The sequence below is a fragment of the Pseudomonas sp. S09G 359 genome (assembly GCF_002843605.1).
Classification (GTDB): domain Bacteria; phylum Pseudomonadota; class Gammaproteobacteria; order Pseudomonadales; family Pseudomonadaceae; genus Aquipseudomonas.
In genome coordinates, this window is the sequence record NZ_CP025263.1 from 3,776,935 (window position 1) to 3,790,624 (window position 13,690).

Genomic DNA, 13,690 nt, shown 5'->3' on the forward strand with positions numbered 1-13,690 from the left:
GCCAATGTATCTGTTGACTGATACTCCGCCATCGGGGGCAAGCCCCCTCCTACATTGAGCCTGCGTCAGGCAGAAGTGATGTTGGCCCGTGCCGAATGCAGCTTCTTGTAGCTGTCAATCAAACGCAAATGCCGGTCCAGGCCTTCCAGCTTCATGCTGGTCGGCGTCAGCCCGTAGAAGCGCACGCTGCCATCGACCGAGCCGATCACCGCGTCCATCCGCTCATTGCCGAACATGCGGCGGAAGTTGGCTTCGTAATCCGCCAGTTCCAGGTCGTCGTCCAGTTCCATTTCCAGCACCGCATTCATCGCCTGGTAGAACAGGCCGCGTTCGGCGGTGTTGTCGTTGTACTGCAGGAACATCTCCACGCATTCCTTGGCCTCTTCATACTGCTGCAAGGCCAGGAAAATCAGCAGTTTCAACTCCAGGATGGTCAGTTGACCCCAGGCGGTGTTGTCGTCGAATTCGATGCCGATCAAGGTGGTGATGTCGGTGTAGTCGTCCAGCTCGCTTTCGATCAAGCGTTCGACCAGTGCGGTCAGCTCGGCCTCGTCCAGACGGTGCAGGTTGAGGATGTCTTCACGGAAAAACAGCGCCTTGTTGGTGTTGTCCCAGATCAGGTCGTCCACCGGGTAGATTTCCGAGTAGTCCGGCACCAGGATGCGGCACGCGGTGGCGCCGAGGTGCTCGTACACGGCCATATAGGCTTCTTTGCCCATGCCTTGCAGAATGCCGAACAGCGTCGCGGCTTCCTGGACGTTGGAGTCTTCGCCTTCGCCGGAGAAGTCCCACTCGACAAACTCGTAGTCCGACTGCGCACTGAAGAAGCGCCACGACACCACGCCGCTGGAGTCGATAAAGTGCTCGACGAAGTTGTTCGGCTCGGTCACCGCCTGGGCTTCGAAGGTCGGCTGCGGCAAGTCGTTCAAGCCTTCGAAGCTGCGGCCTTGCAGCAGTTCGGTGAGGCTGCGCTCCAGCGCCACTTCCAGGCTTGGGTGCGCGCCGAACGAGGCGAACACGCCGCCGGTGCGCGGGTTCATCAGGGTCACGCACATCACCGGGAATTCACCGCCCAGGGACGCGTCCTTGACCAGCACCGGGAAGCCCTGGGCTTCCAGGCCCTGGATACCGGCCAGGATGCCGGGGTATTTGGCCAACACCTCGGCGGGCACGTCCGGCAGGGCGAATTCACCCTCGATGATTTCGCGCTTCACTGCCCGCTCGAAAATCTCCGACAGGCACTGCACCTGGGCTTCGGCCAGGGTATTGCCCGCGCTCATGCCATTGCTGAGGTAGAGGTTCTCGATCAGGTTGGACGGGAAATACACCACTTCGCCGTCGGACTGGCGCACGAACGGCAGCGACACGATACCGCGCTGTTCATTGCCGGAGTTGGTGTCAAACAGGTGTGAACCACGCAGCTCACCCTCGCGGTTGTAGATCTTGAGGCAGTAGGCATCGAGGATTTCGCTTGGCAGCGCATCGTCAGGCCCCGGCTGGAACCAGCGCTCGTCCGGGTAATGCACGAACGCTGCGTTGGCGATGTCTTCGCCCCAGAACTGGTCGTTATAGAAGAAGTTGCAGTTGAGCCGCTCGATAAACTCGCCCAACGCCGACGCGAGCGCGCCTTCCTTGGTGGCGCCCTTGCCATTGGTGAAGCACATCGGCGAGTGCGCGTCGCGGATATGCAGCGACCACACGTTGGGCACGATATTGCGCCACGACGCGATCTCGATCTTCATGCCCAGGTCGGCAAGGATCCCGGACATATTGGCGATGGTCTGCTCCAGCGGCAGGTCTTTACCGGCAATGTAGGTGCCCGCCTGGGAAGTGCTGCTGGGCATCAACAATGCCTGGGCATCGGCGTCGAGGTTTTCGACTTCCTCGATCACGAACTCGGGACCGGCCTGCACCACTTTTTTTACCGTGCAACGGTCGATGGAACGCAGGATGCCCTGGCGGTCCTTATCGGAGATATCCGCTGGCAATTCCACCTGGATCTTGAAGATCTGGTTATAGCGGTTTTCCGGGTCGACGATGTTGTTCTGCGACAGGCGAATATTGTCCGTGGGGATATTGCGCGTCTCGCAATACAACTTCACGAAATACGCCGCGCACAACGCCGACGACGCCAGGAAGTAATCGAATGGGCCCGGCGCCGAACCATCGCCTTTATAGCGGATGGGTTGGTCGGCAATCACCGTGAAGTCATCGAACTTGGCTTCAAGCCGGAGGTTGTCGAGAAAGTTGACCTTAATTTCCATACGGGCACACCAGAATAACGGGCTAAACAAAAATGGCCGCCATTATGAGGTGTTTCATCGGGAAGTTTCAGGCTTTTGACCAGCGGCTGGCGAAATAGCAGATGTGCATTAATCTTCTGCCAGTTGGCGCCGATGGACTGAGTGCAACCAGGGAGTAGTCGGAATGCGCAACAACCAGCCTGTAACACAACGCGAGATTTCCCTCGCGCCGCAACAAAAACTCATCTCGGCGACGGATGTTCGAGGTGTGATCACTTACTGCAACGATGCCTTTGTCGACATCAGCGGCTTTGAACGGGCCGACCTGATCGGCGCCCCGCAGAACATCGTGCGTCACCCCGACGTGCCCCCGGCCGTATTTGCGCATATGTGGAATGCGCTCAAGCAGGGCCTGCCCTGGATGGGGATCGTCAAGAACCGCTCGAAAAACGGCGACCATTATTGGGTCAACGCCTACGTCACACCGATATTCGACGGCAGCAACGTGGTCGGCTTCGAGTCGGTGCGGGTCAAGCCCACGGCCGACGAGATCCGTCGCGCCCAAGCGCTTTACCGACGCATCAGCCAGGGCAAACCGGCCGTGCCGCGCCAGGATGCCTGGCTGCCCGCCCTACTGAGTAGCGTGCCCTACGTGGCCACCGCGGTCGCCGGCAGCGTCGCCGGGTTGTTTCTCAGCGCGCCGCTGGCCATTGCAGTCGCCGTGGCCGTCGCGGTGCCGGTGGGTGTGCTCTGTTCACGCGTTCGCCAAGGCAGCACCTTACGCCTGCTGGCGGGTGTGGAGCCGTCGACCTCGGATGCCTTGATCGCGCAGATGTACAGCGACGCCCGCGGCCCCCAGGCGCGCCTGGAAACCGCGTTCCTCAGCCAGACCGCACGCCTGAAAACCTGCCTCACACGCCTGCAGGACAGTGCCGAGCAACTCAGTGCCCTCGCCGGGCAATCTGATCAACTGGCCACCGCCAGCGCCAAAGGCCTGGACCGCCAGCGCGTCGAGACCGAACAAGTCTCGGCGGCCGTCAACCAGATGGCCGCCACCACCCAGGAAGTCGCCAGCCACGTGCAGCGCACCGCTGACGCCACCCAACAAGCGAATACCCTCACCGGGCGCGGGCGTGAAGTCGCGCGTGACACCCGTGAAGCCATCGAGCGCCTGTCTGCGGTAGTCGGCGAAACGGGCGCCACCGTAGCGCAACTGGCCCGCGACAGCGATGAAATCGGCAGCGTGGTGGATGTGATCAAAGGCATCGCCGACCAAACCAACCTGCTCGCCCTTAACGCCGCCATTGAAGCCGCGCGTGCTGGCGACATGGGTCGCGGCTTTGCCGTGGTGGCCGACGAAGTGCGCCAATTGGCCCAGCGCACCTCGCAATCCACCACTCAGATCCACGCCCTGATCACCCAACTGCAAACCTCCTCCAACAACGCCGTGACCAGCATGCAGCACGGCCAACGCCAGGCCCAGGAAGGCGTGGCCTGGGTGCTTGAAGCCGACCAGGCGCTGGTGGGTATCAGCGAAGCGGTGTCGCACATCACCGACATGACCACCCAGATCGCCGCCGCCACCGAGGAGCAAAGCGCGGTCGCCGAGGAGATCAGCCGCAATATCACCACCATCGCCGAACTGGCCGACCAGACCTCGCTGCAAGCCCACCAATCCACCGACCTGAGCAAGGAATTGACCAATACCGCGTCGACCCAATACGCCTTGGTCGAGCGTTTCAACCGCTAACCCACCCCACGCCGGTCCGCCCGTTTGCAGGGCGGACCGGCGTGGGTTAACGTCGCTGCAAGCCCCGCCAAGAAGCCCAGCGCATGTCCATCACCGACAACCTCCTTGCCTTCACCCTCGCCGCCACCCTGCTCACCCTCACGCCCGGGCTCGACACAGCCTTGGTGCTGCGCACCGCCACGGTGGAAGGCAAACGCCAGGCGTTGCAGGCCACGCTGGGGATCAACGCCGGCTGCCTGGTGTGGGGTGCGGCGGTGGCCTTTGGCCTGGGCGCGTTGATTGCGGTGTCGGAAGTGGCCTTCAACCTGCTCAAATACTGCGGCGCCGCGTACCTGGCCTGGCTGGGCCTGAACATGCTGCTGCGCCCGCGCCGCTCCCTGGCCCCTGCCGTGGCGGATGGCAAGCCCAGTGGCAACTGGTTTATCAAGGGTATGCTGGGCAATGTGCTGAACCCCAAGGTGGGGATTTTCTATGTGTCGTTCCTGCCGCAATTCATTCCACAGGGCCAATCATTGATTGCCTGGACCTTCGGCCTGGTGAGCATTCATGTAGCGCTGGGGCTGCTGTGGTCGCTGGTGTTGATTGGCGCGACGCAGCAGCTGTCCGGCGTGCTGCGCCGGGAAAAGGTCATTCAGTGGATGGACCGCACTACGGGCGTGATCTTTGTGATGTTTGCGGCGCGGTTGGCGTTCAGTAGGCGTTGAGCCGCCGCAAGGCGAACCGGGCAGCTCACTGTCATTGGGCGCGTTACAGCAAGTGGGCTAAATCTACCTGTCAGCGCTCAAACCGAACCCAATGAGCGCTGCCACATTTCACATCGACCTGGAGTGAGGAGCGTACGACGCCCACCTCACGGCTGCTTGCGATACATCCCGGTCAAATAATCCGGAAAGTCCGGCGCCGAGTTGTGCTCGATAACTGCAAAGTTCTTCACCAATTGAATGTGGTACGGCCCCGCGCGGCGGCCCGCCTCCGGTTCGCGCACGATGATGAGGTTTTCGGTTTCCATCGGCACGGTGAGGTGGGTGGTCACGATGACTTTGTCGGTGCCGGTGTCTTTGAGCGTGATAGTGAACTCCGCGAGTTCCCTGCCCTGGGCGTCGCGTTCAGGGAGGATTTTCAAGTCCAGGTCGCCGTCGCGGTCGAGGAAGTCATTGCGCATCTGGTAGTGGCCGTCGCGCTGGTCGCGGGCGACTTCGTCGAACTTGTCGTATTCAGGCTCACGGTATTCGTCGTGCAGCTGGATGGCCCGCTCACGCTTGTCACCCTTGGCGCCGCTGACCCAGGTGCCGGTGTAATCCGACTTGATGCGCCAGATGCCGGTCTGATGGCCGTCGTCGGTGTATTCGTGCAGGTAGAGGAAGGATTCGTCGCCATACTCGCCGCGATCGCCCACCAGTTTAATCGGTTTGGCGCTGCCGCTCTTGGTGTAGCGCAGCTCGCCGATCATCACGGCGCCCTGCTGCTGGTACCAGATTTCCACCGGGATCTTGCCGTCGAGGGTGCCCACCAGCCGCTGCGCGTCTTCATTGACCGGGCCTTCGAGCCTTGGGGTTTCCAGCCATTGGCCGTCTTTCCACTCGCCGGTGGTGCGGAGCATATAGCCGCTGGGCATGCTGTTGTTGGCGTCGTCGTCCGTCGCCGGCACGTCTTCCTGGGTGTAGAAACTCAGCCGCATCAGCTCGCCGTCACGCATTTGCCAACGGCTGCTACGCGTCCAGCAGCAGCCTCGGTCGGTCTGCGTGTGAATCACGCCGTCCTTGGGATTGATCGTGAACATCCCGCCGGAGTTTTCGTTGGCCAGGTCGGTCAAGGGGCGGTTCAATACCCATTGGCGCTTCTGCGGGTCTTGCAGGTACACGTCGTAGTTGAACTGGAAGTCCTTGTCGGCGCCGGTGTCGTTGCGGATCGCCAGGTCCTGGCGACCATCGCCGTTGATGTCAGCGAAGTACAACAGGCCGTACTCACCCACCAGGTGATGCGTATCGGTTTTGCCGTCGCGGTCCAGCGGCACATTGCCCGCTGGCGTCTCCAGTTGCTGAAGAATCTCAAGCGTATTTTTGTCGCGCACGGTGATCAGTGCGCGCACCAGTTCGCGCAGGTCTTCGGGCACTTGCGGGAACAGCACTTCAACCAGGTAGTTGCCACTGGGGTCATCGACCGAGAACGAGCGGGGTTCGGCCATGGCCGGGGCGGCAAGCGCCGTGGAGAGCAGCACAGCGCTGACAAGCGAACGCATTCAAAGCATCCTTGCTGAAATTCGGGGGCGGCAGTGTAGCGTGTGTTTTCGAACAAATCGCTGTTTTGCGGCCCACGTTGGCTGATATGTTTCGTGCCTCAAGCAGCCAAAGGACGTGCCATGGAACCGCTAGCCAGCAACGCCACACTGGTGCTCATCGACATGCAACAGGGCATGCACCAGCCTACGCTTGGGCGGCGTAACAACCCTGACGCCGAAGGGCAGATGCAGCGCCTGCTCAGCGCATGGCGGCAAGCATCGCGGCCCATCGTGCATGTGCGGCATATTTCCCGCACGCCCGGTTCGGTGTTCTGGCCGGGCCAGCCGGGTTGTGAGTTCCAGGCCGCACTGCAACCACTGCCCCATGAGCATGTGGTGGAGAAAAACGTCCCGGATGCCTTCACCCACACCGGGCTGGAACGCTGGCTGCATGCCCGTGCGATCCGGCAGGTGGTGATCGTTGGGGTGATTACCAACAACTCTGTCGAGGCCACGGCGCGGTCGGGCGGCAACCTGGGCTTTGAGGTGATCGTGGCGGCGGACGCCTGCTACACGTTCGACCAGACCGACCTGGCGGGACGCCTCTGGCCGGCGGAGGATGTGCACGCGCTGTCGCTGAGCAACCTGGCGATGGACTATGCCAGGGTGGTGGAGACTGCCGAGATCATCGCCAGGATCTGAGCGCAATATGCACGGGGTCTATTCCTTGCTTGATAAAACGTGTTGATGGGTCTGCAGGTAGGCGGTCAACAACAACGTGGTCTGTTGTTCCAGACCGGCCTCGAAGGCAGGCGACGCATTGCCTTCGAGCAGCGTGCGCACCGGGCCGGCGATCGCACTGAAGGAAATGGCCGCGGTCAGGTGAGGGTCGTCAAAATGCGCATCGGCGGCGGTCGCGAGCATTGCTGCGATCACCGCCACCACGCGCGTATTGACCCGGGCGACCAACTCAGCGCCGCCCCGCTCGCCCGCGATGGCATACAGGGCTTTGGAAATGCCCTGGTCGCGCAGTTTGGCGGCGACCATCGCCGACACCAACCCGGCCGCCATTTCAACCACCGGCATGCCTTGATGGCGGGCACAGGTCTGCTCCACAGTCTGGGCGAACCGTTCCAGGTGTTTCTCCAATACGGCGGCGAGCAAGGCGTCGCGGTTGGGGTAGTACTGGTAGACACTGCCCACCGAAATCCCCGCCCGTTCCGCCACGCGGGTGGTGGTGCAACGCACCAGCCCCTGCTGGATCAAAACCTGAATGGTTGCCTGGTGCAGCGCCTCGACAGTCACCGCTGAGCGCGCCTGAACCGCCGATTTTCTTGGCTTCAAGGAGGGTTTGGGAAAGCTCACGGAATGCGAATTCCAATATCTGAAGGATCCTTCATATTAGAGCCTTACTCAGTTGAAGCAAGGGCGACGCACATGACACGTTTGGCAACCAGCGACACATTCACCCTCGGCGACCGCCAGGTCAACCGCATCGGCTACGGCGCCATGCAGCTGGCAGGCCCCCATGTGTTCGGCCCGCCCAAGGATCGTAACGCGGCACTGGCCGTGCTGCGCGAGGCCGTCGCAGCCGGTGTGAACCATATCGACACCAGCGACTTCTACGGGCCCCACGTCACCAACCAGATTATCCGCGAGGCGCTACACCCTTATCGGGATGATCTCACCCTCGTCACCAAAATCGGTGCCCGTCGCGACAATGAGGGCGGATGGCATGCCGCTGCGTCAAAAGAGCAACTGACCCAGGCCGTACACGACAACTTGCGCAACCTTGGGTTGGACGTGCTGGATGTGGTTAATTTCCGCTGCGCGTATAACCTGATGGGGCCGGGTGAAGGCTCAATCGAAGCCTCATTGACCGCGCTTGCCGAGCTGCAACACCAGGGGCTGGTACGCCACATCGGCATCAGCAACGTCACCCCGACGCAAGTCGCCGAAGCGCGTGCCCTGGTCAAGTTCGTCTGCGTACAGAACCTCTACAACATCGCCCAACAGCACGATAACGCCTTGATCGACGAACTGGCCGAGGACGGCATTGCCTATGTGCCGTTCTTCCCGTTGGGTGGTTTCAGCCCGGTGCAGTCGTCTACCTTGTCCAGCCTTGCGCAGCAGCTGGAGGTGACGCCCAAACAACTGGCGCTGGCGTGGTTGCTGCACCGTTCACCGAATATCCTGCTGATTCCCGGCACTTCGTCGGTGGCCCATTTACATGAAAACCTGGCGGTGGGGGAACTGGATTTGTCGGATGACGTGGTGGCGCAACTGAACGCCATCGCCGGTTGAGGTCTCAGCCCAGCAACTGCGCAATAGCCTTGCGCAGTTCCCCATGCACGTCTTCGGCATACGGCACCGCGTTTTTCCAGTCATAAAACCAGGCGGGCATCTTACGTTTGTCGTCTGGCTCCGAGGCGTAGCGTGGGAAGAGATGGCAATGCAGCTCGGGCTCGGAATTGCCCAGGATCTCGTAGTTCATGCGCAGCGCGCCGGTGGCCTGCAGCACCGCGTCGCCGATGCGTGCCATGTCCAGCAGATAGACAGCACGGGCCTCGGCGTCCAGGTCGTTCAAACTCGCCACTACGGGATCGGGTAACAACAGGCAGTACCCCGGCAAGAATTGCACGTCCCCCATCACTGCCCAGCCCGAGGGCATGCGGCAGATGACTTTGTCGTTGGCTCCGTTGCGAGCCAGTGCTACGCGTTCCATGATCAGCGCCACAGCGTGTCCTTGATTAAGCTGGGTGGGGACGGCATCTTAACGCGCTGCAACCCGATTTCCAGCCCTGGAACCCACCCATGCGCATTGCCTGCCTGCACACCGCCGCCAGTAACATCAGCGTGTTTGACGCGGCCGCCCAAGCCTTGGGGCTCGGCCCGGAGGTGCTGCGTCATGAAGTGCGCGCCGGCCTCTTGGCCGCAGCCGAACACGCCGGCCAGCTGACGCCCGAAATCGCCGCTGCAACCGCAGCGGCGCTGCTGGCACTGGCGCAGCACGCGGATGCGGTTGTCCTCACCTGCTCGACCCTGGGCCCGGCGATTGAAGGGATCGGCACCCGCACGCCGATTCTGCGCACCGACGCAGCACTCGCCACTTCAGCGGTTCAGGCCGGCGGCAAGGTCGTGGTGTTGTGTGCGGTGCAGACAACCCTGGAGCCCACCTCGCGGCTGTTCCGTGAGGCGGCGTTGCACGCGAATGCGCGCGTCGAGGTGCAATGGGTTCCGGGGGCATGGGACCTGTTCAAGGCGGGCGACATCGACGGTTACCTGGCGGCTGTCGCCAAGGCCGCCGATGCCGCCTACGTGGCAGGTGCATCAACGGTTGCGTTGGCTCAGGCATCAATGGGCGGCGCGGCCGCGTCTGTCACGGCAGGCCCACGCCCGCTCACCAGTGCCCTGACCGGCCTGGAAGCCGCCGTGCGCTCAGTTGAGCACCCGCCCGAGGTAGGCCTCCAGCAGGTCGACCTGGGCTGACGAAACCATCGCGCCGACATACCCATCGGGACGCACCAGCACCCAATCACCTATCGCCCGCCCATAGGCACGTTGAAAATGACCCTGGTCGTCGACCAACTCACCTTGCGCGCCAAACACATGGATATGCAGGCCTGGCCGTGGCGCCACCAGCGCGCGCGACGCGCCATAGCCCAGCAGTGTCCAGTGCGGGCCTTGCAGCAGATTGAACACCCGTAACGCCTGCCCGGCGGCGCCACGTATCGGCGCATCGGGAGCCCGATCACCGGCACATAGGCTGGCCGTACATGCCGGATGCGCCAGGACCAATGAAGACTGCGGGTACCCGATATCCAACTGATGCACTTCCCTGCCCCGACGCATCTCGCCCTTTTTCATCTCACCCAGCAACTGAGTCGATAACCCGAGCACATTCGCGGCAACAGGACGACGCTCTTCCTCATAGCTGTCGAGTAATCCATCCGGCGCACCGTTGATCACCGCCGCCAGCTTCCAGCCCAGGTTATAGGCGTCCTGCACACTGGTGTTGAGACCCTGGCCGCCAGTAGGTGGATGGATATGCGCCGCGTCGCCCACCAGCAATACCCGGCCAACCCGGTACCTGTCGGCCAGGCGCGCATTCATGTTGTAGGCCGATGCCCACGACACCGAATGCACCCGTATATCGTCGCGCCCGGTCCGCTGGGAGACAATTGCGCTAAGCCCTTCGGCGCTGAAATCAATGTCGGCATCGGGCGCAATCGGCCCCTGGATCTGGAACAGCTCGGTCCCGGCCAGTGGGCAAAGGGCAATCTGGCGCTGCATGTCGCCTTCGCCAAAACGATGCCAGCGGTCGCGGGGTAAACCGCTCAACACCACGTCGGCAACCAGGGCGCTGACGCCCAGGGTCTTGCCTGGAAAACCGATATCAAGCACATGCCGCACCAGGCTGCGGCCGCCATCGGCGCCGATCAACCAGCGTGCGCGGACGCGTTCTTCTCCCGCCGGCCCGACAAGCTGCGCAGTGACGCCATCCTCAGCCTGCACGAAGCCCACCAACTCACAGCCGAATTCTGGCTGATGACCCAGCTCCAGCAGGCGCTCGCGCAGCACCTGCTCGGTCAGAAACTGCGCCAGCATCAACGGTTGTTGATAGGGTTCGGCAGGTGTCGGTGCCTGGGCTTCGATGAAATCCGCATCGCTGTAGCTGCCATCATCGCGGTAGCGCCGCTCAGTCGGATAGACTCCCCCCAGTGCCACCAGGCGGTCGAGAACCCCCAGGTCTTCGAAGACTTCCTGCGACCGTGGCTGAATGCCCTTGCCGCGCGAACCGTGGAAGGGTCGCGGGCTTTTTTCGATCAGGCGCAGGGGGATGCCCTGCCTGGCCAAGTCAATCGCCAAGGTCAGGCCGGCGGCACCGGCACCGCAAATCAGTACATCGACAGCGCATGGCTCGCTCATACGGATCACCTATATGTGTAGTATGCACATATTAAGACGGAGAAAATCAGTGTCAATTAAAAATGTGCAAACCGCACATATATCCGCCCAGCTGCGCGATCTGCATGGGTCCCTGGTGGAAATCGTGGGTGTGATGAACCGCCCGCAACGTGACGAAGCCATGGTGCGCGAGGCCGGGATTTCCCTGGATCGCGCGCTGTTTCCGCTGCTGGTGCTGGTGGAACGGCTGGGCCCGATCGGCGTGGTCGAACTGGCCGACCGCGTCGGCCGCGACTACACCACCGTCAGCCGCCAAGTCGGCAAGCTGGAAAGCCTCGGCTTGATCCTGCGCCAGGAAAGCGCAGCCGACCGCCGCGTGCGCGAGTCGGTGATCAGCGAAAAAGGCAAGGCCATGACCGACCGTGTCGATGAAGCACGCGAGAAGATTGGCGTATCGATCTTTTCCACCTGGGACGAGGGCGACTTCGACAACCTGGTGCGGCTGATGCGCAAGTTCGCCGACGAGCTGAAGGACGATTCGGTCCGCGCCACCAAAGATATCTACTAACCCTGACTGTTGCCGCAACAACAGTGCCTGGACAGCTTGTGCTGAATCGACACATGCCTTTTCTCCGCACAACCGCCGTATCCCCTTGAAGTAAAAGCTTTTATTCCCCTGGCATGGCCCGTGCAATCGCCTTCGCATACACCCCGAAGGATGCACCCATGCCCCACACTCTGCCCCAGGCGCTGTTGCGCCAAGCCCAAACCCGCGGCAAGGCGATTGCGTTGCGCTACAAGCGGCTGGGCATCTGGCATGAGCGATGCTGGAGCGAACTGGCCGACGACATCGGCCAACTGGCTGGCGCCCTGCAACAGCGCGGCGTTGGGCGCGACGATGAGGTGTTGATCCTCAGCCAGGCGCGCCCCGAGGCCCTGTTGCTGGCGCTGGCCGCGCAATGGTTGGGCGCCAGCGTCACCCTGCTGGACCCCGACCGCGACAACCGTGCGCGGCTGGCGGCACTGCGACCGCGTTTGGTGCTGGCACAAGACCTGGAGAGCGTTCAGCAGGTGAGTGAGTGCGAGGTGCTGGTGTACCTCGACGGGCGCGGCTTGAACCAGCCCCAACATAGAAGCCTGATCGCCTACGCCGACCTGTACATCGACGCCGATGCGCCCGCATGCGCTGCACATTCAAGCGATCTCGCCTTCGTGTTCCATGCCGACATGCGCGTGCAGTTGACCCATGCGCAACTGCTGGCGGGCGCTCGCACGCTGATCGCCCGTGAGCACCTCGGCAGCCACGAAGAGGCCTTGGCGGCTCGGGTATTTGCCGCCAGCGGGCAGGCGCGCTACTTGCTCGCACCCTGGCTGCTGGCCGGGTTTTGCCTGAACTTCCCCGAAGCCCTGAGCACCCGCGATACCGACCGCCGAGAACTGGGCCCGACGCTGGTGCTAGGCACCCGCGAGTCCTACGGGCGCCTTGAAGAGTGGGCGCGCGAGCGTCTGCCACTGCCCGGCACGTTCAGCCATCGCTTGTACACCTGGGCCATGCAGCCAACTCCATCGCCCGTGCGCCGCTGGCTTGGCCACTGGCTGGTACGCCGGCCGCTGCGCGATGTGCTGGGCATGAGCCGCCTGCGTGCGCCCCTGCTGGTGGGGCCGGCGCTGAGCCCGCAAAGCGCGGCGTTTTTTGCCGCCTTGGGCATTCACCCCGGCAACTGGCAGGAACCGTCCACGCGCCATGAACCCATCGCCCCCCTGCTGTCTCACCCAGCCTGACGAGCCCGCCATGCCCACCTCCACTGAAACAGTATTACTGCGGCTCGATGACATCTCCCTGTCGTTCAAGGGCATCAAGGCCATCACCTCGATCAGCTTCGATGTGAAGGCCGGCGACATCTGCGGGCTGATCGGCCCCAACGGCGCCGGCAAAAGCTCACTGCTCAATGTGATCAACGGCGTCTACCACCCACAGAGCGGTAGCATCCGCTACGCCGGCCAGACCCGCCGACGCATGCGCGCGCATCAGGCCGCCGAGGGAGGTATCGCGCGCACCTTCCAGAACATCGCGTTGTTCAAGGGCATGAGCGTGCTCGACAACGTGCTCAGCGGTCGCAACCTCAAGCGCCGCAGCAGTTGGGTCGAGCAAATGCTGCGCCTGGGCCGCGCGCCACGCGAGGACGACGCGCACCGTCTGCACGCCGAACAGGTGATCGCCTTTTTGCAGATTCACCCGTGGCGTCACGTGCTGGTGGGCACCCTGCCCTACGGCCTGCAAAAACGTGTGGAACTGGCCCGTGCCTTGGCCTGCGAACCGACCCTGTTGCTGCTGGATGAACCCATGGCCGGCATGAACGCCCAGGAGAAGGCACAGATGAGCCAGTTCATCCGCGACATCAACCGCGAATACGGCACCACGGTGGTCTTGATCGAACACGATATCGGCGTGGTCATGGGCTTGTGCGACCACGTGGTGGTGCTCGACTATGGCCGCAAGATTGGCGATGGCACCCCGGAACAGGTGCGCGCCAACCCCGAGGTCATTGCCGCCTACCTGGGGAGTTGAGC

General features: G+C 62.6%; 13 protein-coding genes. 8 read left to right on the plus strand and 5 right to left on the minus strand.

What is annotated here, in order from left to right:
- Positions 1-65: 65 nt before the first annotated feature.
- Complete coding sequence (locus CXQ82_RS17105; protein ID WP_101271039.1) at positions 66-2,264, minus strand: OsmC domain/YcaO domain-containing protein; 2,199 nt, start codon at positions 2,262-2,264, stop codon at positions 66-68.
- Between the two features lie 247 nt (positions 2,265-2,511).
- Between CXQ82_RS17105 and CXQ82_RS17110 the strand changes: the two genes are divergently transcribed.
- Positions 2,512-3,993 carry a PAS domain-containing methyl-accepting chemotaxis protein gene (locus CXQ82_RS17110; RefSeq protein WP_371917363.1) on the plus strand — a complete coding sequence of 494 codons (1,482 nt, stop codon included), beginning with the start codon at positions 2,512-2,514 and terminating at the stop codon, positions 3,991-3,993.
- A gap of 83 nt (positions 3,994-4,076) precedes the next feature.
- On the plus strand, positions 4,077-4,697 hold the full coding sequence (locus CXQ82_RS17115) for a LysE family translocator (RefSeq protein ID WP_101271043.1): 621 nt from the start codon (positions 4,077-4,079) through the stop codon (positions 4,695-4,697).
- Positions 4,698-4,843: 146 nt separating this feature from the next.
- Here the strand turns inward: CXQ82_RS17115 and CXQ82_RS17120 are convergent, their stop codons facing one another.
- Complete coding sequence (locus tag CXQ82_RS17120; protein WP_101271045.1) at positions 4,844-6,232, minus strand: hypothetical protein; 1,389 nt, start codon at positions 6,230-6,232, stop codon at positions 4,844-4,846.
- 120 nt (positions 6,233-6,352) lie between these two features.
- On the opposite strand from CXQ82_RS17120, the gene CXQ82_RS17125 reads away from it, so the two are divergent.
- Positions 6,353-6,913, plus strand: coding sequence for a cysteine hydrolase family protein (locus tag CXQ82_RS17125; RefSeq protein WP_101271047.1), 561 nt, complete (start codon positions 6,353-6,355; stop codon positions 6,911-6,913).
- An 18-nt stretch (positions 6,914-6,931) separates the two neighbouring features.
- On the opposite strand, the gene CXQ82_RS17130 is transcribed toward CXQ82_RS17125, so the two are convergent.
- Positions 6,932-7,516 (minus strand): TetR/AcrR family transcriptional regulator, encoded by a 585-nt coding sequence (locus CXQ82_RS17130; RefSeq protein ID WP_256581812.1) that lies wholly within the window; start codon positions 7,514-7,516, stop codon positions 6,932-6,934.
- A gap of 132 nt (positions 7,517-7,648) precedes the next feature.
- Here CXQ82_RS17130 and CXQ82_RS17135 point away from each other — a divergent pair, with 132 nt between their 5' ends.
- Complete coding sequence (locus CXQ82_RS17135; RefSeq protein ID WP_101271051.1) at positions 7,649-8,515, plus strand: aldo/keto reductase family oxidoreductase; 867 nt, start codon at positions 7,649-7,651, stop codon at positions 8,513-8,515.
- Positions 8,516-8,519: 4 nt separating this feature from the next.
- Here the strand turns inward: CXQ82_RS17135 and CXQ82_RS17140 are convergent, their stop codons facing one another.
- Entirely contained in the window at positions 8,520-8,948 is a 429-nt protein-coding gene (locus CXQ82_RS17140) for an HIT family protein (RefSeq protein ID WP_101271053.1), read from the minus strand.
- Between the two features lie 77 nt (positions 8,949-9,025).
- Between CXQ82_RS17140 and CXQ82_RS17145 the strand changes: the two genes are divergently transcribed.
- Positions 9,026-9,700 carry an aspartate/glutamate racemase family protein gene (locus CXQ82_RS17145; RefSeq protein WP_101271055.1) on the plus strand — a complete coding sequence of 225 codons (675 nt, stop codon included), beginning with the start codon at positions 9,026-9,028 and terminating at the stop codon, positions 9,698-9,700.
- On the opposite strand, the gene CXQ82_RS17150 is transcribed toward CXQ82_RS17145, so the two are convergent.
- Positions 9,650-11,140: an FAD-dependent oxidoreductase gene (locus CXQ82_RS17150; protein WP_101271057.1), complete on the minus strand. Its 1,491-nt coding sequence runs from the start codon at positions 11,138-11,140 to the stop codon at positions 9,650-9,652. The two genes, CXQ82_RS17145 and CXQ82_RS17150, sit on opposite strands and share 51 nt — an antisense overlap.
- 49 nt (positions 11,141-11,189) lie before the next feature.
- On the opposite strand from CXQ82_RS17150, the gene CXQ82_RS17155 reads away from it, so the two are divergent.
- The 3 genes from CXQ82_RS17155 to CXQ82_RS17165 all read left to right on the plus strand — a co-directional run bounded on the left by CXQ82_RS17155 (position 11,190) and on the right by CXQ82_RS17165 (position 13,688).
- Complete coding sequence (locus CXQ82_RS17155; RefSeq protein WP_241088937.1) at positions 11,190-11,687, plus strand: MarR family winged helix-turn-helix transcriptional regulator; 498 nt, start codon at positions 11,190-11,192, stop codon at positions 11,685-11,687.
- A gap of 158 nt (positions 11,688-11,845) precedes the next feature.
- Positions 11,846-12,901 carry an AMP-binding protein gene (locus CXQ82_RS17160; RefSeq protein WP_101271061.1) on the plus strand — a complete coding sequence of 352 codons (1,056 nt, stop codon included), beginning with the start codon at positions 11,846-11,848 and terminating at the stop codon, positions 12,899-12,901.
- Positions 12,902-12,911: 10 nt separating this feature from the next.
- Entirely contained in the window at positions 12,912-13,688 is a 777-nt protein-coding gene (locus CXQ82_RS17165; RefSeq protein WP_101271064.1) for an ABC transporter ATP-binding protein, read from the plus strand.
- Positions 13,689-13,690: the final 2 nt, after the last annotated feature.

What these genes read in the sequence shown, in the direction of transcription:
- CXQ82_RS17105 (WP_101271039.1), bottom strand. Translation starts at nt 2,264, where the DNA reads ATGGAAATTAAGGTCAACTTTCTCGACAACCTCCGGCTTGAAGCCAAG.
- CXQ82_RS17135 (WP_101271051.1), top strand. Translation starts at nt 7,649, where the DNA reads ATGACACGTTTGGCAACCAGCGACACATTCACCCTCGGCGACCGCCAG.
- CXQ82_RS17150 (WP_101271057.1), bottom strand. Translation starts at nt 11,140, where the DNA reads ATGAGCGAGCCATGCGCTGTCGATGTACTGATTTGCGGTGCCGGTGCC.
- CXQ82_RS17120 (WP_101271045.1), bottom strand. Translation starts at nt 6,232, where the DNA reads ATGCGTTCGCTTGTCAGCGCTGTGCTGCTCTCCACGGCGCTTGCCGCC.
- CXQ82_RS17160 (WP_101271061.1), top strand. Translation starts at nt 11,846, where the DNA reads ATGCCCCACACTCTGCCCCAGGCGCTGTTGCGCCAAGCCCAAACCCGC.
- CXQ82_RS17125 (WP_101271047.1), top strand. Translation starts at nt 6,353, where the DNA reads ATGGAACCGCTAGCCAGCAACGCCACACTGGTGCTCATCGACATGCAA.
- CXQ82_RS17145 (WP_101271055.1), top strand. Translation starts at nt 9,026, where the DNA reads ATGCGCATTGCCTGCCTGCACACCGCCGCCAGTAACATCAGCGTGTTT.
- CXQ82_RS17115 (WP_101271043.1), top strand. Translation starts at nt 4,077, where the DNA reads ATGTCCATCACCGACAACCTCCTTGCCTTCACCCTCGCCGCCACCCTG.
- CXQ82_RS17165 (WP_101271064.1), top strand. Translation starts at nt 12,912, where the DNA reads ATGCCCACCTCCACTGAAACAGTATTACTGCGGCTCGATGACATCTCC.